Genomic DNA, 25680 nt, shown 5'->3' on the forward strand with positions numbered 1-25680 from the left:
CCATACGCTATATGCCATTTGCTATTTGCTCTTATTCGTAATGAGTTACGGATGCTGACATGAGAATTCGAAAGAAATCGCCCAAGCCCTCGGCTAAACGACCACCGCTCTACTTTATCGGATATCGAGGCACCGCTCCTGGTACCGATGAGGTCAAGGCACTCTATGACCGAGAGTACGGTGGACCGCTGGTGATTCAGCACGAAGCGGGATCGCCCGAGTCCTGGCAGGCCACTCACGGCCCATGGTCGGCCCATGTCGTCATGCCGCTTCCGACGGACCAGGTTGCCGCCGTGATGAAACAATTGACCTGGGAGCATGACCTCATGGGAGCGATTGCCCCATCCATTACCTCTCCTCGTGACATGCCGGATACCGTGCTCCTGGCGACGCGACTGGCTCGCTGCTTGACTCTGTTGTCACAAGGCACGGCCTATGATGTCATCACACAGGCTTATGTGAATCCCTCAGATTGGCAGCAACGCGTGCTCTCGGCCTTTCAGCTGGATGACCACGTCTCCATCGTGCATGACGACAACGCTCATCCCGACCGGGTCTGGTCCTATTCACTAGGGCTCAGCAAGTTCGGGATGGACGAGATCGAAATGTTTTCAGCGAAGGGACTCCCTGACAGTTCCACCAAGGACATTTTGTCCGCGTCGGGCAACGAATTGTTGCGCCTAGGCCAGCCGATGAAAGTAGGGGCCACACTCGATCTTCCTCTGCTCGGACGTACGGTTCGCGTTCGAAACTACCGGACGGCTGCACCGGCCGGCCGGATGTTGGGATTCCGAGAACTGCACACCTCGTAAGTTTGCCGATCACTCCACACGTTGCGAGTCCTCGTATGACGACCAGCCGACTGCGGGTCGTTAAAAGTTCAGACTTCCCACCCGCCCAACCCCGTTCCTCGTGCCAGGTCACAGCTCCCTGAGAGTCTTTCCCACCGCTTTATCCTGCGCGTCACGCTTCACGAGAGACGTGACACATATGTCATCACAACGCCCCATAGGCCTATCGGCCCGTTGACATCCCTTCAAAACACAGGTTACAAAGTTTATGGTCCGAGTGGGGTCCTACCTATCCGAGACCTCAGTACAGCTATCATCCATACAGATGTTCTAATAAGGAGGTTTGCGATGAGTGACGTGGCACCAGAAATCAAAGTGGGCGATACAGCACCGGATTTCAATCTGAAGGATCAAGACCAGAAGGACGTAAAGCTGAGCGACTATAAGGGCAAGAAGAACGTCGTTTTGTGCTTCTATCCGCTGGATTGGAGCCCGGTTTGCCAGGGCGAAAACAAGTGTCTGACCGACGATTTCCCGAAGTTCCAGTCCGCCAACGCCGAATTGTTCGGCATCAGCTGCGACAGCTTCTTCTCTCACAAAGCCTGGGCGGATTCACTGGATCTGAAGCACCGGCTGTTGTCGGACGTGCACCGGACAACCGCCAAGTCCTATGGTCTGTATTTTGAGCCGTTGAACTGCTCCAAGCGTGCGACTGTGATCGTGGATAAAAACGGTAAGGTTGCCTACGCGAAGGTGCAGGAAATCAAGACCGCGCGCGAAGATAAGGAAATTCTGGACGCGCTGGCGAAACTAAACTAACCATACAGGACTGAGTCACGAGGACTGAGCGGCTCCGAAGCTCAGTCCTCAGCACTCAAACCTCAACACTCGCTATGAGCGGAATCGTTGAAGACGTCAGCGACGCGAATTACAAAGAATTCACCGAGAGCGCCGGTGCAGTGGTGGCCTATGGTCTCGCCACCTGTGAGCCCTGCAAGGCCTACGATCCGATCCTGGAAGCGACCGCAGCAAAGTTCCCGACCATCAAGATCGGCAAGGCCAAGATGCATGTCCCAGGGCGCTGTCGAGAGATCAAAAAAACCCACACCTTTGAAACCTATCCCACCACCCATCTCTTTGCGCATGGTAAATTACTGCTGACGCGCGAAGGAGTCGTCGAGCCGGCCGAACTCGCCGCACTCATTTCTGACTACTTACTCAAGTAGCCCCGTGGCTGACCCGTGAGGAGGCGAGCAACGTATGAAGACCATGATGCTTGGTGTGCTGTCCGTCGTGATCCTAGCCCTTACGCTGTCGGCTGAGGCCCATACCGACGAGTATTTTGAATCCGTTCAGGCCCCGCACGGTGGGCAGTTACGGATGACTGGGCCGTATCATATGGAACTGCTGGCCAAGGATGGGGAACTGACAGTCTATGTCACGGACCATGCGGACAACGTTATCGGCGTCGATGGCGGGTTGGCGAAAGCGACGGTGGAAACGGGCCCGAATAGGACACAGGTGCATCTCCACCCGGTCGGAGGCAACATCCTCAAAGGAACCGGGACCTTTTCACTCACGCCGAGCACCGTGGTCATCGTGTTCATGAAACTGCCGAACCAGGACGGCTACGCCGCTCGGTTCATGCCCTTGAAACCCAAGGGTGAACAGGGCGAGAAGGCCCCATCCCATGCGGATGATGCAGGTCCACACCATCATCACCACTCACCAAAACATTGAGGGTGGACAAGGCTCAATGAATGGAGATCAGGCTGAGTTGTAAGGAGAACTGATCGTGAGACAGCTGCTTGTGAGCTTCTTCATACTGTGCGTCACGCTGCTGGGGGCGGTTCAAGTCGGTGCCCACTCAGCCAAACACGCCGAACCGGTAAAGTCTTTTCATGGTGGGCAATCGTTGGCTGCAGGGCCGTATCATCTCGAATTGGTCGCTAAAGACGGGGAACTCCTCCTGTATGTGACCGATCATTCGGACAAGCCCATTCCCACCGAGGGCGCGAAGGCAAAGGCTACGATTCAGCAAGGATTTGAGAAAACCAACAAGCAGGTAGAGCTCATACCAGCCGGTGAGAACACCCTAAAGGGCACCGGAACATTTGCACTCAGCCCGGAGACGGGAATCATCGTCTTCCTGAAATTGCCCCAACGGGACGCCCACGCCGCCCGCTTTACGCCGCTCAAGACAAAGAGCTGAGCCACAGGGTCCCCCAGTCTCAGCCATTTTCTGCTTTTGCTCGTTGAAACAGCCAGGTGTATAGGCTGCCTCATCCCTTGACCATACCGACGCCCCATTTGCGTTCATGATCTCCGCCTGATTGTGGTGAACGGTCACCACTTGAGCGAGGAGTGAGAGGAGAAGAGTTGACCTTCTGGTCACGCTAGACCCACTGGCAGTCAAAGCTTTTTAAACCAAGCAAGAAAATGAAAGTGAGCATATCCTATTGATACTATTACATCTCTCGTCCTAATAAATCTTATTTCCTGCATCAATGGAAAATAACACCTCCCAAGCAGCCACCACTGTTCGATGTTCAAATTATGATCCGCTTCCACTTCTCGTGCTCATGCAACGATAACTTCCTCCCGGACATGGTTAAGACGGACGATCTTTGGGCCATATCTTCTTCAAGTGGAGCTCTACTATAAGAAGGTGGTCTCGACTCACAATAAAAACAGTTAGGTAGTCACGAAGATTAGGCGGTTTTTTTGAGTCGCTGGCCTGCATGCAACACGGTAAACCCGATGACCTCATCACCCTCATAGCGAATGATCACATCGTCATCGGTCAGTTCACTATCCGTAGCATGACCAGGCTTCTTGTAATTGACGTACAGCGTATCGGCTTCGGCATCGTATGTCAGCCATACGGCATGCTGCGGCGCCCGATTAACGGCAGGAATGAGTTTTAAATACTCTTGAATATCGGCTATGGCCATAACTGCCTCCTCTTTTCCAGAGACCGGAGACGCCGAGTGAGAAATGCGGTAATAATAAAGCCATCCTCGGTGTGTTCACGATACACCACCACGAGATATTTTCCATTTTCCACTTCACGAACGGCTAACAATTCTCCTTCCCCTCCAAGCAGGATCCTCTGGGGATGTGACACGGTCTCCACGACCATAGAACGCAACGAGGCCAGCTCACAATGCTCTTCCTCGATGTGGGCCCATCGTTCATCCGTGAGCCGAATGGGAATACCGTTCTTAGAAACAGCGCAGTCGATCATACCACCCCAGTATCGTATTCGCTAATTGGCGACTCCTTACGGACCAACCGGTGGCTGATACAGATATCTCTGGAACCCAACGAAAACCTTTCCAATCTCTTCTGGCTGGCCTAGGTCGGCCACCGCATCGGCAATGGCGCCATGATACTTGAGTCGCAAGAGCGGCGAAAGCTTGTCCTGAGACAGCTCCTCCACCCCCACTCTGACGTATTGTGCGAGCACGAAGTCGAGAAACGCCTGCTGCTTGCTGTTGAAGTGCGTACTGATCTCCACCTTGGCTCTCGCAGCCCGTTCTTCTCGGGTGAGCGGGGCCATCGCATAGGCTACATGGGCGAGCACGTCGAACAGGTCGCTGTTCTCCGCATCGATGATGCGTTGCATCTCCGTCATCTGCTCGGCGCCGAATCCCTTCTCAGCCAAACCCTGTAGCAGCTTGGCTCGCGTCTCCGGCACGCTCCAGATGGTGCGGAGTTCCGCCTCATTGCGGAAAAACTCAGGCAGTTTGCCGAAGAGCAGTTCGAGGAACTGCTGTGCCGACATCGGCGTGCCGTCAGGATGCCAGAAGGTCGTCACCATCATGTGCTGAATGGTCCGGGCCTTGCCATCAGCCAGCTTCACCTTAATTCGCGTCCGCTTCACATACTCAGCAGTCTCTTCGCGGACACGATCGACCAACGGTGGTGATGGGACGACCGACTTCCGTTCCGCCTTAGGCTCCGGCTCAATCGGCTCGCCGTCCCACTCGGGATCGCTGAAGTGATGATGGGCCTTCACGAAATCATAGATCGTAAAGTAGTCCTTCCCGTCATAAAGCCGCGTCCCTCGCCCGATGATTTGTTTGAACTCGATCATGGAGTTGATCGGGCGCATGAGGACGATATTACGAATGTTGCGAGCATCCACACCGGTCGAGAGCTTTTGGGAGGTGGTCAGGATCGTCGGGATGGTCTTTTCGTTGTCCTGAAAGTCCCGAAGATATTGTTCCCCCAGTTCACCGTCGTTGGCCGTCACCCGCTGGCAATAGTTGGGGTCCGTGCTCGTCTTCATCTGGTTGATGAGGTCGCGCACAGCCAGGGCGTGATCCTGCGTGGCGCAGAAGACCAGCGTCTTCTCCTGCTGATTGATCTGGCTCATGAAGATCTCGACACGCTTCTTCTCGCGTTCCTTGATCTCGATAATCTTATTGAAGTCGCCCTCCTGGTAGCGCTTCTTCGCCTCGATCTCGCCTTCGATAAGCTGATCATCCGGTGTATAGACATACTCGTCGAGCGTTGTGGAGATCTGCTTGACCTTGAACGGCGTCAGGAAGCCGTCGTTGATGCCGTCCTTGAGGGAATAGACATAGACCGGCTCGCCGAAATAGGCGTAGGTGTCCACGTTGTCTTTGCGCTTGGGTGTGGCTGTCAGCCCGAGCTGCACGGCGGGAGCGAAGTAGTTGAGGATATCCCGCCAGTTGCTCTCATCATTAGCTCCGCCTCGATGGCACTCATCGATGACGATGAAGTCGAAGAAGTCCGGCGGATACTCCCCGAAATAGGGTGTCTCTCCTGGACCGCTCATGAAAGTCTGAAAAATGGTGAAGAACAGACTGCCGTTCTTTGGCACTTTGCCCTTCTTCCGAATATCATCCGGCTCAATCCGCACCAGCGCGTCCTCCAGAAAGGCGGAGAAGGCGTTGTAGGCCTGATTCGCCAGAATATTCCGGTCGGCCAGGAATAGAATACGTGGACGCCGTGTGGGCTCGCGACTCAAGTTCCAGCGGCTGTGAAAGAGCTTCCAGGCAATCTGAAAGGCGATGAAGGTCTTGCCAGTACCAGTGGCGAGAGTGAGCAGGATGCGCGGCTTATCCTCGGCCATAGCCTGCATCACGCGCTCAACCGCAATGTCCTGATAGTAGCGGCTGGGGTGTGACCCGCCCTTGTCCTCGAAGGGGACAGCGGAAAAGCGGTCTCGCCAGGCATCCTGTTTAGCAAAGGTCCGTTTCCAGAGGTCATCCGGACTGGGGTACTGTGGCCACTCGCCTTCCTGTCCCGTCTCCATGTCGATGCCGTAGAGCCCTTGCCCGTTGGTGGAATAGGTGAAGCGGACGGCAAGCTTCCCGGCATACTGTTTCGCCTGGGCGACACCTTCCGTCAGTTCCTCGTCCCAAGCCTTGGCTTCAATGACGGCGAGCTTGGTGTTGCGATAGACAAGTACATAATCGGCGATGAGCGGCTTCGCGCGCCGTCCCAAGCCCTCTATGCGACCGAGTGTGATGGGATATTCGCGGAGAATGCGGCTGCCCTCGACAACACCCCAACCAGCCGCCTTGAGAGCGGGATCGATGTGCTCGGCTCTGGTTTCGGCCTCGTTCATAGCGTGTCGTTCCCACCACTAATGGCGTGGAAAATTTTCAACTTCAACGCTTCATTGTCTTCATTGCCGCTGAGTACAGCATCCATCCATTCTCCAAGCAATTCCTTGGAGATGTTGCCGGCAGCCACGTGGTAGCTGATATTTTCGGACTCACGAATGAAGGCGTTGACGCTGCGCAGATACCCGTTCAAGAGGAGCATCTGGGCGCATAAAGTAATGGCGATACGTTTATTGCCATCCTCAAAACAATGAAACTTGCAGGCACAGAAAAACAAATGTGTGAGCTTGGCATCGAACGTAGGATAGTAGTCATCATTCTGGATATGCTGAAGCACCGCATCGAGCTTACCAATATCCAGTTGACCTAACGATCCGCCGCCGCTGACCTCCACGGTTTTTCCGTGAATCTCAATCGCTTGTTCGACAGTCACATACACCCAGGCCATTATTCTCGTTCTTTAAGACGCTTCATCACGTCCTTCGCCTCTTCCAGACGCTCGGCTAGCTCTTTGCTCTTCTCACCAAGAAACCGCTCAAACTCATCACGCTGGAGCGGAGTGACATACTCCTGAAGCTGCAGGTGCAAGGCGTCGCGGAATGCCAGATCGCGGCTAGCCATTTTATTCCGTACCTTTTCAATCAATGGCCTCCAGTGCGCTTGCTTTTCAAAAGTGGCGAAGAGGTCATCCACCTCCCAGGAGGTAAGTGTGCGCCCTTTAGTTTTGCAATTCTGAACGAGCACATCGGCAAAACCAGCTTCGTACGATGCAATGACATCCAGCACCTCCGAATAAAACGTGTCACGGACATTGGCGCGTTTATCCAGACGCAGCACTCGGCGATAAACCTGCGCTTTCTCACGAAAGATGCTCACGTAGATCTTGTCCGTGTAGAGGGCATACTTGAAATTCCCCATGTCAACGCAATCCTTCAGCGCATCCGTGAACTGCTTACGATAGTTCTCCTCAATGAACGCTGATTGGATAAAATCTTCATCACGCTGATTGATGTACTTCGTCCCGCCACCGGTACGCCGGTTGATCGTGTCGATGACGATGTCCAGAATGGCCTTGCGCAACAATCCTGCCCGCTCGGATTCCGTCATGAGCATGGCGAGATTGAGGAAGGCTCGAAAATCAAGCACTCCCAGCCGGACCGTCTTTGTGGTGATCCCGAAATGTGTTTCGGGATCACCTACCTCTTGAATCGATATCTTCAATGATTTCAGTCTGTTACCCGTCACCACCTCATACCCGTTTCTGGCCAGTTCTTCGGCATTCTGCTCCAAGTAATTTTCCACTGTGCGGAGCGTCACCTCGAAAAACGCCGCCACCTGCTCCTTGAGGACGACCGTCTTGCCCTCGAACGGGATACCACGGAGGCCCGCCGCCTTCTCAATTTCTGCGAGGGCATAGGGATTGTTCAGGATATTCTGTCGATCCACCGCCGAATTGGTTAGGTCTTTGCTCATAGGATGATTCCTACAATTCTCCGCTAAACGCCTGGTGCAGCAGCGACTTCCTCAACTCGCCCAGCGCAGCGAGCTTTTGCTGGTAGATGGATTCGAGGCGTTGGGTTTCTGCGGCAAGGGCGTCAATTGCTTCGACAGCAGCTTTCTGTCGCTCGATTGGTGGCAAATAGAAACGCAATTCGCCCAAATCAGTATTGCTCAAATTTGGCATCACCGCCCCACCTGCAAGTTTCTCCAGCCTCTGCTTGCAACCATTAGATCGAAGAAATCTGACGAGGTAGCGAGGATCGCATCGACTGGAAGGCTTGATAAAAAAACTCCCAGTTCCACATAACCAACCATCCTCAGCGTCGGTTACCAATGCACAACGTCCCATTTCACCTCGGCGCCCAATCACAATATCTCCCGTACGCATGATGTAGTTTGAAAGCTGCCGAGCAGTTGTTTTGGACACCGTTTTACGAGGATCGGGTTCAATTCCAGTCTCTGTGATGTGGGCTGGATTCACCAGCGGAATTCCATCTTCGACATAATCACTCTTATGGAGCAAAGAACCGAACGGACCAGTCAAGACTCCGCCTGTCGCTTCGCTTAGCGTTGTCTCCACCCACCCTTTCCCCCGCTGAGTGAAGACTGATTGCAGGTGGCTTTCAAAGAGGGCGCGGGCGTTGCGGAGGTTCTGTTCGGCGTTGGCCGTGGCGGTAGCGAGGGCGTCAAACGCTTCGTCGAGGATGCCGACGATGCGGCGCTGTTCGGGAAGCGCCGTTGGGTAACTGACTAAAAACCTATCAGCCAAGACCGAACGCGCAAGTTCAGTTTGACCTCCGCACCCCTCGCCAGCCTCTTTAATCGCATCTTCGATGACAACGAGCATGTAGCCAAAAAAGTCTATGTGAAACATCCCCGGCTTTGGACGGACGATGGTCACGTGAGAATCGACCGTGGTCGGCTCATCTGGCTCTTCACGGACCTGAGCAACACGACCAAGTGTGCCTGTGCCAGTTGAATTCACCAGCACGTCGCCAACACGAACAAATCGTTCCTTACTAACAATCTTGGCTTTGGCATCGTGCCGCCTCGATGGCTCGTAATTCACCGTGTGATCGCGGACACATTTCTGATTAAGGACGCAAACACCACCATCATTGAGATATTTTGGCGAGATGCCTCGGTTGAGGAAGTCGCAGACATCACCAAGCTTTTGTTGTTTCCAGCCTGTCCTCACAGAAGCCCTCTGATCGTTTTCAACACCTCCGCGCTCTCGGCGTCCAGCGCGGCGATCTCATCCATGATCTCCTGCGGGCTCCGGTGCGTGACGACTTCTCCACCGTTGGGATTCTTCACGGAGAGATCGAACGTCGTTTGGTCTATGGTCTTCGCATCCACGGTCCAAGACTTGGGCGAGTCGGCGAAGGTCTTTTGGAGTTTGATGAATTCTTTCAGATCATCATCGTTGAGCGGGTTGGTCTTGCCGAGGTTGCGGCCCGGGTCGAGCTGGTAGTACCAGATCTTTCCGGCCTGCCCTGAGCCTGGTCGAAGGGTGGGCGCACCCTTCTCGAAAAACAGCACCACCGTCTTCACGCCCGCGCCCTGGAAGGTGCCGCCGGGACAATCGAGCACGGTGTGTAGATTGCAGCTTTCCAGCAGCAACTTACGGAGACTCACGGAGGCGTTGTCGGTGTTGGAGAGAAACGTATTCTTAATGACGACGCCGCCGCGCCCGCCCGCCTTGAGGCTCTTGATGAAGTGCTGAAGAAAGAGAAACGCCGTCTCGCCGGTGCGAATAGGAAAGTTCTGCTGCACTTCCTTCCGCTCCTTGCCACCGAACGGCGGATTGGCCAGGACGACCTCATACCGGTCTTTCTCCTGAATGTCAGCCAGGTTTTCCGTGAGTGTGTTGGTGTGGATGATGTTCGGCGCCTCGATGCCGTGCAGGATCATATTCATGATCGCAATGACATAGGCGAGGGACTTCTTTTCCTTCCCGAAGAACGTCCTCTCTTGCAGCGTCTTGAGATCCTTCGTCGACAGATCGCCCTTGGCGGTCAGATAGTCGAATGCTTCGCACAAAAACCCTGCCGAGCCACAGGCGCCGTCATAGATGCGGTCGCCGATCCTTGGCTTCACCACCTGCACCATGGCTCGAATGAGCGGGCGCGGGGTGTAATACTCGCCGCCGTTGCGGCCGGCGTTGCCCATGTTCTTGATCTTCGCTTCATAGAGATGCGAGAGTTCGTGTTTCTCCTTCTGCGAGCGGAAGCGCAGCTCGTCGATGTGGTCGATGATCTCGCGCAGGTTGTAGCCGCTCGAAATCTTATTTTTAATCTCGCCAAAGATTTCGCCGATCTTGTACTCGATGGTGTTCGGCCCGCTGGCCTTCTGCTTGAAGCTATGCAGGTAGGGAAACAGCTTCAGATTAACGAACTCGGTGAGGTCACTGCCTGTGAGGGCGACATTGTGATCCAGCTGGCCATCCTTGCCCTTCGGCGCGGCCCAGCTTTCCCAGCGGTAGGGCTTATCGAGGATGAAGCTGTAGCGTTTCCCCTCCAGTCTGGCTTCGTCGGCCTTGTCCTGCTCCAGCGCGTCGAGATATTTCAGGAACAAGAGCCAGGAGGTCTGCTCGGTATAGTCCAGCTCCGTCGTGCAGCCAGCTTCCTTCCGGAGCACGTCATCGATGTTTCTAAAGGCTTGTTCGAACATGCGGGCATCTCCAGGCAACTGTAGAGAAATCAGCGAGAAAGCTTACTCGTTTTTCTTCAAAGAAACTATGCCCCTATTGGAACCCAGTGCTGCCCTTCGCCAGTTTCGAGATGAGAAGGGCAGGGAGGAGACCTGTAGCATTTTAACGTTATAATGTTACAATGTTTAATCGTCATACGGGAGGAGCGTCATGCCATCGGACACGCGCACAACAATCTATCTAAAGCCGAAAGTCTATCGAGCCCTCAAGGTCAAAGCCGCCACTACAGACCGGTCCGTCTCGGACTTGGTCAATGCCGCCGTGCTAGAGTCTCTACGAGAGGATGCCCTGGACCTGGAGGCGTTTGAACGCCGGGCAAAAGAACCGTCGCGTCCATTCGAGAAGCTGCTCGAGGAGTTGAAACGTGACGGGACCTTATAGCCTCGTCATCAAGCGATCCGCCGAAAAAGAGCTAAAGGCCGTCCCCTCAGGTGACCTCAAACGGGTGGTCGATCGCATTCAAAGCTTGGCCCAACAGCCTCGACCGTCGGGATGTGAAAAACTCTCAGGCGAGTCCGAACGCTATCGCATTCGGCAAGGTGACTATCGCATTGTCTACGGCATTGACGATACTGCCCATCGTGTCGAGATCGTGAAGGTCGGCCATCGACGCGAGGTCTACCGATAGATCTTCGAATCTATTCGTGGTTGCTGGTGTATTGAGACCCACATCGAAAGACTATCCGATCACCCGGCGTAGTCGTAAGCCAGGTCGCGGGAGGGAACCAATCGAATGTTGGTCAGAGTGCCTTGGGTGATGCGTGGAGCGAGTTCCTTCCAGATGTCTTGGCCTAGGTCTTCACCGGTCACGGACTTGCGCTGCAGGGCCACCGACAGGTCCTTATGATCGAATTTCGCGATTACTCTGTCCTTGACCAGCTGATCTAATGCCCCGATGTCGGTGACCATACCGGTCATCGGATCAATCGTGCCTCTCACCGTCACAAAACAATCCCACTCGCGCCCTTCATGCCCTGGTTGGACGGCATTAAAGGAGTAGCGCTTCGTAATCGTCGCCTTGTTCGGACGATCTCCGGTCGTCACCTCGGCATAGAGATCTTCATCCTCACAGAGCCGAAGGGTATGGAGAGCCCCGATATCTCGTTGAACCGCAAACTTGTCCCACAGCACATGTGCGAAATTTTCCGAGGTGGGAATGCGATCGTTGAAATAGGCCATATCGAGATTGAGATTCTTGTGGTCGAATTCCTCAATCACATCCAACATCACCCGCTTGAGGTCGAACAGATTGACGACCATGCCGTTCGTAGGGTCGATGTCACCAGAAACGCTCAGTTCAATCATGTAGTTATGCCCATGAGCCGGCGGATTGTAGCAACGGCCGAAGGCCGCTCGGTTCTTCGCCTCGTCCCATTCCGGTCGGATGTAGCGGTGGGCCGCGGCGAACTCGATCCGTTTGGTCAGTAACACAGGGGGCATAGTGTTTGAGTGCTGAGTTGTGAGCGCTGAGTCCTGAGACAACTAGATGACATCTGCCAAGGATTCAGCCGTCCGCTCGCCCTATTTGAGATCTGAAAGCCATTCTTCTCGCATGCTACCTGATACCGGCACTTCTTCACGATAGGCGCCGTGGCTGACTCGAATGCTAACAGACTTGGTGAGATTCGCGAAAGCGGCCTGCATCGAGACTGTCGGACGAAATCGGACGAAATGCACCGCGCTGATTTTCGTCTCGTGACTATGGCCCCCCTCGAACTCACCGAAAGCTTCTTCCCCATCGGCCACGATGGCCACCTTCTTCCCGCGATCCAGCCCCATAAATTCATCGAGTCGTTCTTTGATGTTTGCTTCGTCGGTAATTTCGATCAAGAGCGTCGCGCTCAATTCACCTGGTGCCGGGAGGATCGCATTGTACACGTCCAGCTCGTCCTGGACCTTCGCCGGGTCGAAAATCCGTTCGACACGGACCATTTCCTGAATCTGAAACTGGAGCGTGGCTCGATTCTCGAACACCAAGGTCACCCACGGGCCGACTGAGATCCGCCGCCGCTGCTTCAGCGCAATGATCTTTGCGCGAAAGGCTTCGCGCTGTTTCTCGTACTCTTCGTAGGGAATCAGGTCCGCTGATGTCAGTGTCTGCACGAATAAACTCTCTCTTCCTCAACTATTCTCGATGACCATTCACCCCTGAGAGGAAATCCCATAGGCATCCCGCACAATCTGGATCGGATGTCGCACGGTCTTCGCCGGCCTCTGCGCAGTGGCCCCGGCCTGTTCCAATTGTAAACCAGCTAATGGACAGTCGGAGGCGACGAGATCCGCGCTCGTCTGTTCGATGGCCCGCACGGCCTTGCCCGCGATCTTCATCGAAAGGGGGAAAAACTCCACCTTTGCCGACCAGGACCCGTCATGTCCTGAACACTGTTCGATGACTTCCACTTTCGCCCCGGCGCACTCCATCAGTTCTTTTGATTTGAATCCGATATTCTGATCCCGCAAATGGCAGGGCATCTGATAGGCAACCTTCCCCGGCTTCATTGTGAAGTCGGTCGCGAGCTGCCCCTCCTTTTTCATCTTCATGAGGTACTCACAGATATCAAATGTCTTCTCGGCCACCTGTTTGGTCTGCTCATCAGGCTGAAGTTCCGGATATTCCCGCTTTAACATCAAGCTACAACTCGCCGTGGGCACCACCACATCGTATCCCTTGAGCACCCATGGGTACAATGAGGCGACATTACTGCGCGCGGCCTGTTGAATGGCTTGGGTGTCTCCGATATCGAAGTTCGGCATCCCACAACAGCGTTGCTCCGGAACCACTACCTGAACCCCGTTTTTTTCGAGCACTTGCACCGTAGCCTTCCCGACATCCGTCACCTGCGCATTCACCAGGCAACTGGCAAACAGCGCCACTTTTCGAGTGGGCGGATCAGGCAAGACGGGCTTGGTTCGACGCCCGAACCAGCGCGAAAACGTCTCCGACGAGAAGTGCAGAACCTGGCGGTCTTGATGGATTCCGACGATCTGCTGCAACACACGACGGACCACATTGTTGCGCAATAAACCATTTGTGATCGAGGCCGTCGCGCTGCCCAGCTTCCCGATGGCATCCGTCATGATCAGCAAACGATCCCGCCAGCGAACTCCTCGCTCCGCCGCCAACCGCTTCTTCCACGCGACCATCAAATGTGGGAAGTCGATTTGGTAGTGATGCGGCGGCGTATAGGGACAATGGTTGAAACAGAGCTTGCAGTAGTAGCATTCATCGACTACTTGGTGATGGTCGTCCGGACTGAGCTTTGCAACATCGCCTTCGTACCGGTCGATGCGATCCAGCAATGTGTTGAAGGACGGACAGAGGTTAAAGCAGCGCCGGCAACCGTCACAGATCTCATAGATCCGCAACGTCTCTTTCTCCAGCTGCTTGGCGTCGATGGGCGAAATCAGGCTGATGCCCTTCATGATTCGTCTCTCGGAAAGCAATCAGCGGTCAGCTCCCGCCGACGGACTTTCGCCACATCGCCGAAAACTGACCGCTGAACGTGAGCTGACACTCAGGTATTAGCTTTTCAAACTATCCAGTCCCTTTTGGAATCGATTGGCATGAGACCGTTCAGCTTTCGCCAAGGTCTCAAACCATTCGGCCAACTCGGGGAACCCTTCGTCCCGTGCGGTCTTGGCCATTCCCGGATACATTTGCGTATATTCGTAGGTTTCGCCCTCGATGGCGGACTTGAGGTTCGCATCCGTGTTGCCGATCGGCACCCCCGTCGCCGGGTCTCCGACCTCCTTCAAGAAGTCCAGATGGCCGAAGGCATGGCCGGTTTCCGCCTCTGAGGTGTCCCGGAAGAGTCCGCCGACGTCCGGATAGCCCTCGATATCCGCCCGGCGAGCGAAGTAGAGATAGCGGCGATTGGCTTGCGACTCGCCGGCAAACGCATGCTTCAGATTGTCGTGACTCTTTGTCCCTTTTAAGCTCTTGCCCATATCATCCTCCTCGTTGTTCGAAGGCCCACCCTTCCCCCGCGAAGATTATCGTCGCTTGGAAACTGCCCGGTAAGATAGCGCAGCCATCCTCAGAGGTTCAAGAGGCTTTCCATCCTTCGCCGGCCGGCACCGCAGGCACCGGACAGACCTCTTCGCCGATCGAGTGAGTATTTACGCGGCTGAGTGGTATAATACGTCGTCATTGTCCCGGCGTATCACTCATCTTCCATGTGAGGCTCTTCGTGAAGATCCTTCTTCCTTACGGCTTCTCCCACGCGGTCGGTGCGTTGTCGCTGTTTGTCTTCTTGCTCTCCGGTTGTGCGCAAGACCAGTATCAACGGAGGGCGGATGTGATGAAAGATCACGTCGAAAACTTCTACAGCCACTTGAAGGCTAATCGGGTTGGGTCGGCTGTTCATGAAAACGAACAGATTGAACTCATGGCCGACCAGATGGCGGACACGGTCAAGAAGCGTGGTCGGATGGGAGGACTCGGGCAAGTCGAACGCGAGTTTGCGCTGATGAAAACGGCTCGAGAAACAAGCGCTCAAAATTGGATTGCGCTAGGACAATACTTCACGCTGAAGCAACAACCGGACAGAGCCCGCGCGTCCTATCAACGGGTCATCGATACCTATACCAACCCGACCGAACAGGCCTACCGAGAGCAGGCGGCTCGAGCGTTGAAAGATCTGGATATCGTCTCGGCGCCTTCACCCGATCCAACTCACTGATCACGCAGACAGGAACTGTGGCCGGAGAGCGCTTCTTGCCTGATCCCTCAGCCATGAGACTATCGACGCGACGTCGTGTATTCCTACTGGCTCTCTGCCTGGTATCAACAGGATGCGTTCATCGCATTCATGTAGCGCCAGTGCCGACAAGCGCGCCGTCCAACACCATCCCCCGAAGCCTCCAGGTCACGCTGAGCCCGCTCGCACTGGAAGGCCCGGACCACCGACCGGGCATCACGTTCCTGGACTGGCCCCACCAAGATCTGACGCAGGGAATCCTCGGCTACCTTCGGCAACGAGGCACCTTTTCATCAGTCTCGCAGGAATCAGGCGACCTTTCGCTCCATGTCGCCGCCAAGCTGGCGCTGAATTCTCGGCGAGGCCGCTATCACTACCGGGTAATCCTGGAAGCAGATATGCGTGACGCGTCACAGCTGATCAAGTCCTACCTCACGGAACAGACAGCCGTCGGATCATCAATCCGGTGGGTGACGGCTTCTGATCGTCGCCCGATTGAAGCCGCGTTGCAGTTGGCCTTGGAAGATTTGATGGGAAAGATTGAGACCGACCGGTTGCTTTACCTCAACCACGTGACGCAACCGCCATCCTAAGTCACACCACCTGGGCCGATTGGACCGGCTGTTCCACTTGACCAACATCCGGGCGCTGATCGCGACCGTCCTTGGAAGCCTCAACATATTCATGGCAATCGAGACGGAACGCCTGGTCTCCGAATGCGACGTTGTAAAAGCTACAATGGTGGGGCAGATCGGATTCTTTATCGGTGTTCGGCTGAAAATGTTCGCAGGACACACACATGCGCGCGATGGGGATTTCCCCTTGCAATTGAAGCGCCCGAATCAGTTTCACCAGCGTTCCGAGAAGTGACACCTGCTCCTGGGGCGAGAGATTCTCGGTAGCGGATGCCAGAATTTCCGGCCATCGGTTTTCCACATGGCCCGCTTTGGCTCCAAGGGCCGTTAAGTGCACCGTCACGACGCGATTGTCGACTTCCCTGCGTCGCCGACGAACGAACCGTTTCTGTTCCAGTGTTCTGATCACTTCGGAGGCGGTGGGTAACTTGACCGAGAGCTCTCGCGCAATCGTTGAGACGGTCGCCGAATGGTTCGGTCGAGACCGCAGAAACGTCAGCACCTGAATCTGTAAGGGACCAATCCCTTGTCGCCCCTTCCGTCTCCAGGTTCGGCTCTTCATCGCCAGACCGATTTTTGAAAGCCCCGTCACCAAACGATCAGGGAGCGAGTCCTGGTCGATCGTTGTTATCGCTGTCATAACTACCCCTCCTCTCCCTACTAGTTCGGCAATCGGCACTATTCGTTCGGCAATCAGCCGGAGGGTAGTCTATTGTCCTGCCTTCCTCCCCGTCAAGCATGTTTCACGCACCAGAGGCCATCCCCTACTTTTGTTTTTAGCGGACGACGAGCACACCACAGTGAGCATGTTGCACCACACGAGTGGATACGCTGCCGAGCAGGACACGACCGATCGCGCCCAAACCTTTTGCGCCGGTCACGATCAGGTCCGCCTTGTTTTTCTTGGCCACCGTCAGAATCTCATCAGCCGGCTTCCCCAGCCTCACGGCTTCACGTATCTGGAAGCCTGATTTCGCGAGTTTATCACCGGAGCGCTGTACCAACCCCTTCCCAACCTCTTTGACCTCCGGATACTTTAAAAAGGGCATGGCGTGCACGAGCGTGACGAGAACCGGCTCGCGGTCAGGACCATCGGGTGTCGGATTAATCGTACGCATCACAAACTTGACCGCCTTATCCGACGCAGCCGATCCATCGACCGCCAAGACCAGATGCCGGACAGGCCTCGGGGGCTCTTTCACCACCAGGACCGAACAAGGCGCATGGTGGATGGCATGATTCGAGATGCTGCCCAACATGAATCGATCCAAGGCATCCAACCCTCGGGACCCGATCGACAAGAGCCCAACGCCACGCTGCGCGTGCTTCATGATCGTGGCTGCCACTGCGCCGTGGTCGGTCGTCACCGTCCCGCTCAGGCCCAGCGTCGACAACAAGCTCTCCGACTCCTTTTTCGTCGCCTTCGCCGCTGTCTCCATCCTCTTGACTTCAGACTGAATATACCGTTCCGTCCCGACGATCACCGGTTGGATCATGAAGGGAGCCCGAAGACTCGCCGCATCGACGATATGCAGGACCCGAACGACCGGCTGCACCGCAAACGGGATTTCCGCCAACCATTCCATCGCCCATCGGCCATACTTCGATCCGTCAGTTGCCGCGAGAATCTTCATGGTAGATATCCTTTTCTTCAATCCAAACACATGCTGTTTGCTAGAGGGCTGCTTTGAACCGATCTCGAAACGCATCGATCGGCAGGTTCGCCAATGTGGCGTACCGACCCACAGCATCCTGGCTCCTCAGGTCATCTTCATTGAGTCGTATCATGTATTGTCTGGCGATGTGATAAGACTGGGACTCAATCTCGACCATCCGGACTCTGGTCCGTCCAGTGGACGGATCCACCATTTGCTTGAATGGGATGGGGATGAACCGCCCGTTCTGAATCGAGACCATGGCCGCTGTCCCACCGTCAAGCAGATATTGAGCCGCGCAATACCCCAAGTCCCGAGTGTATTCGATATCGTAGGGAATCGGATCGGCGCAACGGAGTTCATACCCGACATTCTTCGATACCACGGTGGTCGAGAGTCCCAGTGTACGAAGTTCCCTCCTCAGCTCCCGCCGTAAGACATCGCCGATATCGACCTCGGTCATCCGTAAATGGCCGTGCTCATCATGTTCCACATGTTCCAGACCGCCAAGTTCATGCGGATCAAGAATTTCGATCAGCCCTTCCGCCACCACCGCAACTCCATCAGTCCGCCCCTGTCCAAAGCGCTTGATCATGGCCCCGATCAACAGGTCGACCACTCGCTTCAGCTTCACCGGCCGCTCACGAAACTCTTCCGGAATAACCGTCACGGTGGCGCCTGCAGCCTTTCCAATCCCCAATGCCAGATGGCCGGCCTTACGTCCCATGGTCACGACCAGGTACCAGCGAGCGGTCGTACGGGCGTCCACCATGAGATTCTTCACGATCTCAACCCCGATGTGACGAGCCGTTTGAAAGCCAAACGTCGGGACACCATAGGGAAGATCCAAATCATTGTCGATCGTCTTCGGAACATGGACGACTTGCAGTCGCCCACCGGCTCGCTCCTCCAGCTTCATGGCGGAAAATGCGGTGTCATCCCCACCGATCGTAACCAGCCGCGTGATGCCGAGCCGAGTCAGGGAGGACAACACATTGTCGAGTTGCTCCGAACTTTTCGTCGGGTTTGCGCGAGCTGTACCCAGATACGACCCGCCTCGAAAGTGGATCCGACTGACCTCCTCGATCGAGAGCGGCCGGATCTGTCCGGTCCCGCCTTCCATGAGCCATTTGAATCCATCGATGATTCCCAACACGTCCGCCCCCCCAAGAATACTGCGGATCGTCGCTGCGCTGATCACACTGTTGATTCCTGGAGCAGGCCCGCCTCCGACAAGAATCCCCACTGTTGGGTGCTGCGTCGTCATCTGTTCCTCCCGACCGCTGTTTCTATGATCCCACCGAATCTCTTCAAGAGCCGCGGCATGGTTGTATACTCCATCCACTCGAGATGGCAAGCGCTGAGACCCCTGTCCCCACTGAACAATCCCAATGGATGAGTGCTTGAATAGAACGGGACAAGACGAAAAGGCCTCGCTAAGTAGTACGGCGGGTCAGTCTGTCTTTTCCTCAAACCCGACGTGAGCGCGCAGGCGGTTGTAGTCGAAAGCCGTCGTACCAAGACGCCGGCGGCCCGGATCATGCCGCTCCATGTCGTCGATCAACTCCCCCACCTTCCCCGTCATCAAGGGAGTCAAGGCAGCGTGCCGAGGCGTCTGCCCACCCAGCGCGACATGAGGCTGATCCGACCATTCCAAATAGGTTTTTTCTAGGAACTGATTGAGCATCGTCCTCTCTTCCTCAGCAGTCACCACCAGCCTCGGCCTTGTATCCGACATGAGCTCGGCCACCGAAAGCTGCCGAACCGGCGGCATCACGGTTTCACCCCGAAAATGCAACGAGAATCCCAGCGCAGCCGCGAGCCGATGTTTGAGAAGATCCAGCCGCTGCGGACTATCGCATTCCACGAGAAGTTGATACGCCGTCAGTGTCAGCCTGGCCACGAGTCTCCCACTTTCCCGTTGGCCCCACTGCTGGACAACTGGCCGCTTCACCGTAGCACCTTGTCGGTCGGCGGGATCGGGCTTTTCCGGAGACAAGTCGGTCATCCCGGACAGCACGTCTGTGAACGTTCGATGCTCGTGGTGATCATAGAGGGCAATCGCGTACAGATAGGACTGATCGTCAGCCGTGCGATATTCGACATGAACGGCGGCATCTATCAGGGCTGCAAGGCGCTGTTCGGCAAACGCCCAGAGGACCATGTAGCCGAATCGCTTGGTGAATTCTTTCCATTCCCCCAACGCAAAGGATCCGGTGCTCATCTCCATTTCGCGCCGCCAATCGGACGTCATGTCGAGCAACGCCTTGGCATCAGTGTGTGACATCGTGACCCCACAGCCGGCCCATACAGCCTGATCTGACTCCAGGGGAGCGTTCGGATCATGAATGATCCTGGTGAGCAACGGACGATCCATCGTGAGATCCTTGGTCCATTCACCGCCCGGCAGGACCACCTTTGTCCCATCAGCAAGCGATTGCAACGAAAGATCCTGGCCAGCTACCGGCGGAGAAGTCAATTGCAGGACATCGAGATAGGAATGTTTCAAGGGATCAAGCCACTGTCGCTCCTCTTCGGGGATATGTTCGGTGATCACGTCTCGCAACTGTTCGATGAGGGTCAGCTGTCCGTCTTCGGGATAGTAGTCGCAAAAGAGATAGAGGCTCGCCAGCTCTATTTCCTGCTCCAGCGGCGCGACAAGCCGTCCTGCGTCTCCCTCAACATATGGCTTCAGGACGCGCGCCAGCGCTCCCTCTCGCTGCACACGAAACTCCGGCCTGAGAGAGAGGCGATCGAGCCGGGTGAGAATCGCATCCAGCGTGTGCGGGCGCGGTACCCACAACCCCATTCCCTGGTCACTCACGCGATTCATGAATTTCTTCCATGACGATTTCTTCTGCCTCGAGCCAGTCTTGGAGAGCATTCCCATCCTGGCGGCCGCGCTGTTCCCAGAGCTCGTACGCTTTCCGCGAGATCCGCTCCCACATTCCCTCCGGCAATTCGATAGGGTTTTCCGTTCGCCTTATGGCAGGGGCTGGTCGGGCCTTCATTTTGGCGCTTGTTGTCTTTTTCCTGGTTGTCGTCTTGCGCGTTGGCATGACTCGCTCCTCAGCTATACGTTGTTTGGCATGGATGGCCTACCAAGGACAGGGCGATGACCTGGGTGAAACTTCGGGCTCCGGACCGTCAGGACCGGGCACGAGGCTTTCCGAAGAACGAACTCCGCGACGCTGCCGAATAACGCGTGGGACAAACCACGTCGACCATGAGTCCCCATCACGATCAAACCCACATCGGGGGCCACAGCCGCATTGAGGATCGAATCAGCCGGCAGCCCGCCGGAGATGACAAAGTCAGACGCCAGCCCGGACGAAGTCAGCGCTGCAGTGAGATCAGACAGCCGCCGGGTGATCGCTGTCCGATCCGCGTCACGCTTCGCCGGATGAGGCAAGGTGAAATCCAATCCGTACGAAACCGGCTCCAGGACATGGAGAATTCTGATGGAGGCCTTGGATCGTTGTGCAATCAGCGCCGCATACTCCAACGCGTCGAGCGAACAGTCGGAAAAATCAATCGGGACCAGGATCCGCTGAATGTCCGAGGGATTGTGCCGGGCTCCACCCGCTCTCTTTTCTACATACCGCTCGGCACGCACAGCCAGAACGGGGCAGGGTGCCGCCCGGATGATTCGTTCCGCCGTGCTTCCCAAAAGGACATGTGCCAATCCGGTTTTGCCTCTCGTGCCCACGACAATCAGATCCGGCTCTTCGCCCGTTGCGGCCGCAAGAACTTCTTCACTCGGGATGCCTGTCGCTATCTTCGTCTCAGCCGAAATCCCTCGATCGGCTGCCCGGGCTTTCAATTCGACTAACTCTTGCGTCGCCTGCTTCATCAGTTCGGCCAAGTATAGTCGATTGACAGGATTCTCCGGATCGAGCCCAGAGGGAAACTCCAACACATGCAGAACACTCAGCGAGGCACTCCACGATCGCGCGAGCGCAAACGCATAGGCCTCCGCAGTCGATGACCCCTGCGATCCGTCGGTCGCAAGGAGAATGCTCGATCTTCCCGCAGACAGGCTCACACAGCCTCCGCACTCAATAGCAGTAACTCTCCGCTCATCGTCGGGTGAATAGAGCAGCGGAAGACGTGCCGGCCTGGTCGCGTCATGTCAAATCGAATCGTCGCGCTCTGTTTCGGATCGAGATACACCCCTCCCACGCCACGGCCATAGACAATCACCCCGTCCTTCTCAACCTGTGTGGGAATGCCCTCAAACATGGTCGAGCTGAAATCGTGTCGCTCCGCGTCCTCATTCCGTACGGTGATCGCGGTAGGAAATCCCAAGCGCAAGGGACTCTGCTTCGTCACAAACCGAAAATCCTTGATCGTCACGTCCACCACCTGTTCGGATTGCGCCACCAGGGCTGTACCATACATCCAGGCCAGAGAGGCCATGGTGAGAACCATCCCCAATCGTCTCCACTGCATCCCGGTCTTTCCAAGGATCATACCCCCCTCCATCTCGTTACGTCGTTGCTATCGTGACGACCGTCGTTGCGAAGCAGAAACCGGAAGCGGTACCGTCAAGACGGGGCAACCTGCCGTACGAACGACCTTCTCCGCCGTACTGCCGAAGAAAATCTTATCCACATTCCCGACCCGTCCGCCGTAGCTTCCGATCACGACCAGATCAACATTCCCTGTCCGCGCAACTTTGGCGATTTCGGCAAACGGCACACCCTCTACAATCTGACGTTCGATCTTGACGTCCGCGGCTACCTTCGACTCCAACAATTGCCTGACGTTTAAACGAGCATGATGGCGCAGCCGGCGGCGCTGTGGAGCGGCATCGGACGGAACCGCCAGTAACCCCAGGCGATGAAATGCGGCAAGCGTACTTGTGTCGATCACGTGCAGCACGAGTACCGCCGCACCACATAACCTCGCCATCTGACAGGCCACCCGAAAAGCTTCCTCGGAACAGGGGGAAAAATCCACTGGAACCAGGATGGTCTTAAAGAGATCCGTCTCCTGCCGCATGAACGATCCTCCTGGTGTGGAAAGTTGAGCAAGGGCGATGCCACATCAGTACGCCGACAGCTCACGGCTGACAGCTTGGGAAAACCGTGTGTTTGCTTTTCATGTCCCTGCGATTGGCTATCAGCCATCTTCGCTACATCCAGGAACAGGGGCTCTCTGCCACAGTGGTCATTCACTCTCTGTAGCAGAAGGGGGCAACACAGGTGAAAGGTTAGAAGTAAAAGGTAATAGCGACGCAGTCTGAACAATACTTTTCACCTTTCACATTTCACTTCTCACTGTTCTCAATGGCATCGGACTTGCTGAACACCTTAGTACGTGGGGAGGGACCAGACATGACGCGCACGCAGTGGCTCCTGCTTGGAGCGGTCGGCTTAGGCCTCGCGATCGTGATGTATTTCGTTTTTTTCTGCCCGGCGGATTGTCAGTAACGATCGACTCGGAGGCAGTGGGATGGCAACGGCTGCAGACCTGATGACCCCGGACATTCCTCGGAGCGACAGGCATCGCACCGTCGGCGAAACTATTGCGGGGCTTCGGGGCCACACATGGGACGAAGTGGGCCATGTTTATCTGGTCGACGATCAAGCCGTCCTCACGGGTCAAGTCCCGATCGAACGATTGCTTCAGGCCAAGGAACAGGCCACGCTGGCCGAACTGGAAGGATTGCCGCCGATCGAGGTGCTCCCGGGAGATGGAGCTGAGACGGTGGCGCTGCGCGCGGTTCAACGTCATGACGCCGATGTCGCTGTCATCGACGCTCGACGGCGGCTGCTCGGCGCCATTCCGATCGGACGGCTCTTGGCCTTGCTGCATGAGGAGCATGTGGACAACTTTCTGCGCATGGGCGGTATCAGTAGAATGGACCATCTCCATCTGTCCCTGACCGCCCAGCAGACGCTGACCCAGGTGCGCGCACGTCTACCCTGGTTGATGCTCGGCCTCGCAGGAGGATTCTTAGCCAGCGGCGTGGCCTCGGCGTTTGAAACCTCACTGAAAAACGAAGTGGCGCTCGCATTCTTTCTGCCCCTCGTCGTGTACATGGCGGATGCCGTCGGAACTCAAACCGAAACCGTCCTGGTTCGTCGATTGGCCTATGGAGAGGTTGAGCTGTGGGCGCAATTGGTCAAAGAAACGTTCATCGGCGTATCCATCGGAACGATCGTCGCAGTTGTCGCTGCCGCCGGACTGTGGATCTGGAACGGACATCCGACGTTGGCAATGGTTGTCGGTGCCTCATTAGGGGTGACGGCCGTCGTGGCCACTGTCATGGCCAGTCTTCTTCCGCTGGGGCTGGTGCGTCTCGGAGCAGATCCGGCTTTGGCCAGCGGACCGGTAGCAACGGTCGTACAAGATATTCTGAGCGTGGGGATCTATCTGATGATCGCGACGGCCTTACTGCCACGGTGATGCATGCTGAAACGAAGCGGTACATCCATAGTTGGAAGGTGGTGCTATGAAGATATTACTCGCAGTCGACGGGTCTGACCATTCGTATGAGGCAGTCCGATCTCTCAAGTACCTGACTCGGGCTGAGGAGCTGCATCTTGTACATGTCCTCGACGTCCCAAGTCCGGCCTATCCCATGATGATGCCGGAAGTGGCACAGGAACTGTACGAGACGGTCGAGCGAAACATGCGCGACGACGGAACTCGTCTGTTGGATCGCACCGCGTCCTTGCTCCCGTTGGATGTCGGGCCGGTCACCAAGCATTTGGTCGTCGGATCGCCGGCGGAGCAACTCGTAGCCTTGGCTGAACAATTCAAGGTGGGACTGATTCTCTTGGGTACTCGGGGCCTTGGACCGATCAAGGAACGCCTTGTCGGAAGCGTTTCCCATCGAGTCCTGACGTTCGCGCCGGGCGCGAAACTGATTCTTCCCGGTCCCTTGAAAAAGCTGCATCACATGTTATTGCCCTTACAAGGAACCTATGACGCAGACCAGGCCCTCTCCTTCCTTCAACAGAAACCATTTCGTGAGTTGCCTACGGTGACCCTCTTCACCGTCCTGCCCCATACCAGGCCCCCCTGGCCGGTCGATGCGGTTTCGGCTGAGCACATGGAAACCCATTCTCTCCGCAAGGCGAAGGATTTTCTCGACGAGACGGCAGACAAACTCCGCCTCTCAGGCTATCAAACCCGCGTGGTGACGACGTTGGGCACTCCAGTGGATGGAATTCTTCAGGAGGCCAAGGCCTTGAATCCGGACCTGATTCTCGTGGGATCCCGAGGCCGCCGCGGCGTGACCCGCATGGTCCTTGGCAGCGTGTCCCACGCACTGTTACACCAGGGCACCTATCCACTGATGATTTTTGGCTGAAGATCACAAGAGGTGTACGATGCCGATGTACGACTATAAGTGCCTCGATTGCGGGAAAGAATCGTTGATCGTGGTAACATTGAAAGAACATGCAGCCGGAGGGATTGTCTGTCCGGCTTGCGGGAGCAAGAAACTGCAGCAACTCTTTAGCCCGTTCATTGCTCACACAACAAAGAAAAGCTAAAACTATGCCCACGACTCGACGGCAGATTCTATGGCACCGATTCTTTTCCGCAGGGCTCGTGAGCCTCTGTATTCTGAACAGTCTGGCTATACCCTCCTCCTACGCGCAAGACTATCCTCCCGACCGTGAGCGTGGAAAAGCCGTGTTTGAACACTATTGTCAGAACTGTCACGGCAAGACCGGCCGGGGTGATGGCCCAGGGGCCGTTGCGCTGAAAGTCCCACCGGCAAATTTTCAGCGGTTCCAGTCGTTCCTGAAATCCGATGAAGAACTACTGCGGACTATCGAGCATGGCGTCGTCTTCAGCCCGATGCATTCGTGGCGAGGCCAGCTCACCGACGGGGAAATGCAGGACGTCGTGGCGTACATCCGTGTGTTGTCGCAATAGGGACCATGTCATCATCAATACGGAGAGCGGATTCGTTTCGAGTTGAACGTTGCTGGTTTCGTGTTTCACGTCTCGAGTGTAGAGAGACTGATACTGGAAACTTGAAACACGGAACTCAACACTCCTGAGAACACAGCAAACCTTCTCGTCAGTCATATCCGCTGCTTTGAGGGGTATGGTCGTCTCATTT

32 protein-coding genes are annotated in these 25680 nt (G+C 55.8%); 13 read left to right on the forward strand and 19 right to left on the reverse strand.

From position 1 onward, the window contains the following. Positions 1–59 precede the first annotated feature (59 nt). The 5 genes from ACMTNU_RS00070 to ACMTNU_RS00090 all read left to right on the forward strand — a co-directional run bounded on the left by ACMTNU_RS00070 (position 60) and on the right by ACMTNU_RS00090 (position 3003). A complete protein-coding gene (locus ACMTNU_RS00070; RefSeq protein WP_413933157.1) occupies positions 60–812 on the forward strand; it encodes a hypothetical protein in 753 nt (250 codons plus the stop codon). 327 nt (positions 813–1139) lie between these two features. After that, the gene (locus ACMTNU_RS00075; protein ID WP_413933158.1) at positions 1140–1610 is read left to right on the forward strand and encodes a redoxin domain-containing protein; all 471 of its coding nucleotides are present in this window, start codon (positions 1140–1142) and stop codon (positions 1608–1610) included. 74 nt (positions 1611–1684) lie between these two features. After that, a complete protein-coding gene (locus ACMTNU_RS00080; RefSeq protein WP_413933159.1) occupies positions 1685–2017 on the forward strand; it encodes a thioredoxin family protein in 333 nt (110 codons plus the stop codon). 34 nt (positions 2018–2051) lie between these two features. Further along, complete coding sequence (locus ACMTNU_RS00085) at positions 2052–2531, forward strand: hypothetical protein (RefSeq protein ID WP_413933160.1); 480 nt, start codon at positions 2052–2054, stop codon at positions 2529–2531. Between the two features lie 55 nt (positions 2532–2586). Then, the gene (locus tag ACMTNU_RS00090) at positions 2587–3003 is read left to right on the forward strand and encodes a hypothetical protein (protein WP_413933161.1); all 417 of its coding nucleotides are present in this window, start codon (positions 2587–2589) and stop codon (positions 3001–3003) included. A gap of 499 nt (positions 3004–3502) precedes the next feature. Here the strand turns inward: ACMTNU_RS00090 and ACMTNU_RS00095 are convergent, their stop codons facing one another. Genes ACMTNU_RS00095 through ACMTNU_RS00125 form a run of 7 tightly spaced genes read right to left on the reverse strand, consistent with a single transcriptional unit; the run spans position 3503 to position 10564 of the window. Next, positions 3503–3745: a DUF2283 domain-containing protein gene (locus tag ACMTNU_RS00095; RefSeq protein WP_413933162.1), complete on the reverse strand. Its 243-nt coding sequence runs from the start codon at positions 3743–3745 to the stop codon at positions 3503–3505. After that, on the reverse strand, positions 3736–4038 hold the full coding sequence (locus ACMTNU_RS00100) for a hypothetical protein (RefSeq protein ID WP_413933163.1): 303 nt from the start codon (positions 4036–4038) through the stop codon (positions 3736–3738). Before ACMTNU_RS00100 ends, ACMTNU_RS00095 begins: the two co-directional genes overlap by 10 nt. A gap of 36 nt (positions 4039–4074) precedes the next feature. Next, complete coding sequence (hsdR, locus tag ACMTNU_RS00105; RefSeq protein WP_413933164.1) at positions 4075–6393, reverse strand: EcoAI/FtnUII family type I restriction enzme subunit R; 2319 nt, start codon at positions 6391–6393, stop codon at positions 4075–4077. After that, positions 6390–6839, reverse strand: coding sequence for a type II toxin-antitoxin system death-on-curing family toxin (locus ACMTNU_RS00110; RefSeq protein WP_413933165.1), 450 nt, complete (start codon positions 6837–6839; stop codon positions 6390–6392). The genes hsdR and ACMTNU_RS00110 overlap by 4 nt, the downstream gene beginning before the upstream one ends. Further along, positions 6839–7864, reverse strand: a complete 1026-nt coding sequence (locus ACMTNU_RS00115; protein ID WP_413933166.1) for a DNA-binding protein — start codon at positions 7862–7864, stop codon at positions 6839–6841. The genes ACMTNU_RS00110 and ACMTNU_RS00115 overlap by 1 nt, the downstream gene beginning before the upstream one ends. Positions 7865–7874: 10 nt before the next feature. After that, complete coding sequence (locus ACMTNU_RS00120) at positions 7875–9089, reverse strand: restriction endonuclease subunit S (RefSeq protein ID WP_413933167.1); 1215 nt, start codon at positions 9087–9089, stop codon at positions 7875–7877. Then, positions 9086–10564: a type I restriction-modification system subunit M gene (locus ACMTNU_RS00125; protein WP_413933168.1), complete on the reverse strand. Its 1479-nt coding sequence runs from the start codon at positions 10562–10564 to the stop codon at positions 9086–9088. The genes ACMTNU_RS00120 and ACMTNU_RS00125 overlap by 4 nt, the downstream gene beginning before the upstream one ends. A gap of 190 nt (positions 10565–10754) precedes the next feature. Here ACMTNU_RS00125 and ACMTNU_RS00130 point away from each other — a divergent pair, with 190 nt between their 5' ends. After that, entirely contained in the window at positions 10755–10985 is a 231-nt protein-coding gene (locus ACMTNU_RS00130) for a ribbon-helix-helix protein, CopG family (protein WP_413933169.1), read from the forward strand. Beyond that, positions 10969–11232, forward strand: a complete 264-nt coding sequence (locus ACMTNU_RS00135) for a type II toxin-antitoxin system RelE family toxin (RefSeq protein ID WP_413933170.1) — start codon at positions 10969–10971, stop codon at positions 11230–11232. Before ACMTNU_RS00130 ends, ACMTNU_RS00135 begins: the two co-directional genes overlap by 17 nt. A gap of 59 nt (positions 11233–11291) precedes the next feature. On the opposite strand, the gene ACMTNU_RS00140 is transcribed toward ACMTNU_RS00135, so the two are convergent. The 4 genes from ACMTNU_RS00140 to ACMTNU_RS00155 all read right to left on the reverse strand — a co-directional run bounded on the left by ACMTNU_RS00140 (position 11292) and on the right by ACMTNU_RS00155 (position 14552). Beyond that, positions 11292–12044: a 6-carboxytetrahydropterin synthase gene (locus tag ACMTNU_RS00140; protein WP_413933171.1), complete on the reverse strand. Its 753-nt coding sequence runs from the start codon at positions 12042–12044 to the stop codon at positions 11292–11294. 81 nt (positions 12045–12125) lie between these two features. Next, a complete protein-coding gene (locus tag ACMTNU_RS00145) occupies positions 12126–12707 on the reverse strand; it encodes a DUF3501 family protein (RefSeq protein ID WP_413933172.1) in 582 nt (193 codons plus the stop codon). Between the two features lie 39 nt (positions 12708–12746). After that, positions 12747–14027, reverse strand: coding sequence for a heterodisulfide reductase-related iron-sulfur binding cluster (locus ACMTNU_RS00150; protein ID WP_413933173.1), 1281 nt, complete (start codon positions 14025–14027; stop codon positions 12747–12749). Positions 14028–14126: 99 nt separating this feature from the next. Then, positions 14127–14552, reverse strand: a complete 426-nt coding sequence (locus tag ACMTNU_RS00155) for a rubrerythrin family protein (RefSeq protein ID WP_413933174.1) — start codon at positions 14550–14552, stop codon at positions 14127–14129. Positions 14553–14794: 242 nt separating this feature from the next. Here ACMTNU_RS00155 and ACMTNU_RS00160 point away from each other — a divergent pair, with 242 nt between their 5' ends. Both ACMTNU_RS00160 and ACMTNU_RS00165 read left to right on the forward strand, forming a co-directional pair. Beyond that, complete coding sequence (locus ACMTNU_RS00160; RefSeq protein ID WP_413933175.1) at positions 14795–15286, forward strand: hypothetical protein; 492 nt, start codon at positions 14795–14797, stop codon at positions 15284–15286. 140 nt (positions 15287–15426) lie between these two features. Next, entirely contained in the window at positions 15427–15897 is a 471-nt protein-coding gene (locus ACMTNU_RS00165; RefSeq protein WP_413933176.1) for a hypothetical protein, read from the forward strand. 1 nt (position 15898) lies between these two features. Here the strand turns inward: ACMTNU_RS00165 and ACMTNU_RS00170 are convergent, their stop codons facing one another. From ACMTNU_RS00170 to ACMTNU_RS00205, 8 genes are all read right to left on the reverse strand, one after another. After that, on the reverse strand, positions 15899–16579 hold the full coding sequence (locus tag ACMTNU_RS00170) for a MarR family transcriptional regulator (RefSeq protein WP_413933177.1): 681 nt from the start codon (positions 16577–16579) through the stop codon (positions 15899–15901). 136 nt (positions 16580–16715) lie between these two features. Next, positions 16716–17573, reverse strand: a complete 858-nt coding sequence (locus ACMTNU_RS00175; protein ID WP_413933178.1) for a universal stress protein — start codon at positions 17571–17573, stop codon at positions 16716–16718. A 40-nt stretch (positions 17574–17613) separates the two neighbouring features. Continuing rightward, a complete protein-coding gene (gene pfp / locus ACMTNU_RS00180; RefSeq protein WP_413933179.1) occupies positions 17614–18861 on the reverse strand; it encodes a diphosphate--fructose-6-phosphate 1-phosphotransferase in 1248 nt (415 codons plus the stop codon). Positions 18862–19047: 186 nt separating this feature from the next. Continuing rightward, positions 19048–20427 (reverse strand): hypothetical protein, encoded by a 1380-nt coding sequence (locus tag ACMTNU_RS00185; protein ID WP_413933180.1) that lies wholly within the window; start codon positions 20425–20427, stop codon positions 19048–19050. After that, complete coding sequence (locus tag ACMTNU_RS00190) at positions 20411–20653, reverse strand: DUF2934 domain-containing protein (RefSeq protein ID WP_413933181.1); 243 nt, start codon at positions 20651–20653, stop codon at positions 20411–20413. Before ACMTNU_RS00190 ends, ACMTNU_RS00185 begins: the two co-directional genes overlap by 17 nt. A 14-nt stretch (positions 20654–20667) precedes the next feature. Further along, positions 20668–21639 carry a universal stress protein gene (locus ACMTNU_RS00195; RefSeq protein WP_413933182.1) on the reverse strand — a complete coding sequence of 324 codons (972 nt, stop codon included), beginning with the start codon at positions 21637–21639 and terminating at the stop codon, positions 20668–20670. Beyond that, on the reverse strand, positions 21636–22067 hold the full coding sequence (locus ACMTNU_RS00200; RefSeq protein ID WP_413933183.1) for a hypothetical protein: 432 nt from the start codon (positions 22065–22067) through the stop codon (positions 21636–21638). Before ACMTNU_RS00200 ends, ACMTNU_RS00195 begins: the two co-directional genes overlap by 4 nt. Before the next feature lie 27 nt (positions 22068–22094). Beyond that, positions 22095–22598 (reverse strand): universal stress protein, encoded by a 504-nt coding sequence (locus ACMTNU_RS00205; protein WP_413933184.1) that lies wholly within the window; start codon positions 22596–22598, stop codon positions 22095–22097. Between the two features lie 453 nt (positions 22599–23051). Here ACMTNU_RS00205 and ACMTNU_RS00210 point away from each other — a divergent pair, with 453 nt between their 5' ends. From ACMTNU_RS00210 to ACMTNU_RS00225, 4 genes are read left to right on the forward strand one after another with little or no spacing between them, the layout of a single operon-like run. Beyond that, a complete protein-coding gene (locus ACMTNU_RS00210; RefSeq protein ID WP_413933185.1) occupies positions 23052–24008 on the forward strand; it encodes a magnesium transporter in 957 nt (318 codons plus the stop codon). Positions 24009–24054: 46 nt separating this feature from the next. Then, positions 24055–24918: a universal stress protein gene (locus ACMTNU_RS00215; RefSeq protein WP_413933186.1), complete on the forward strand. Its 864-nt coding sequence runs from the start codon at positions 24055–24057 to the stop codon at positions 24916–24918. A gap of 19 nt (positions 24919–24937) precedes the next feature. Beyond that, positions 24938–25102, forward strand: coding sequence for an FmdB family zinc ribbon protein (locus ACMTNU_RS00220; RefSeq protein WP_413933187.1), 165 nt, complete (start codon positions 24938–24940; stop codon positions 25100–25102). 4 nt (positions 25103–25106) lie between these two features. Continuing rightward, the gene (locus ACMTNU_RS00225; RefSeq protein ID WP_413933188.1) at positions 25107–25490 is read left to right on the forward strand and encodes a c-type cytochrome; all 384 of its coding nucleotides are present in this window, start codon (positions 25107–25109) and stop codon (positions 25488–25490) included. Positions 25491–25680 lie beyond the last annotated feature (190 nt).

The sequence above is a fragment of the Nitrospira sp. BLG_1 genome, assembly GCF_047338595.1.
Classification (GTDB): Bacteria; Nitrospirota; Nitrospiria; order Nitrospirales; family Nitrospiraceae; genus Nitrospira_D.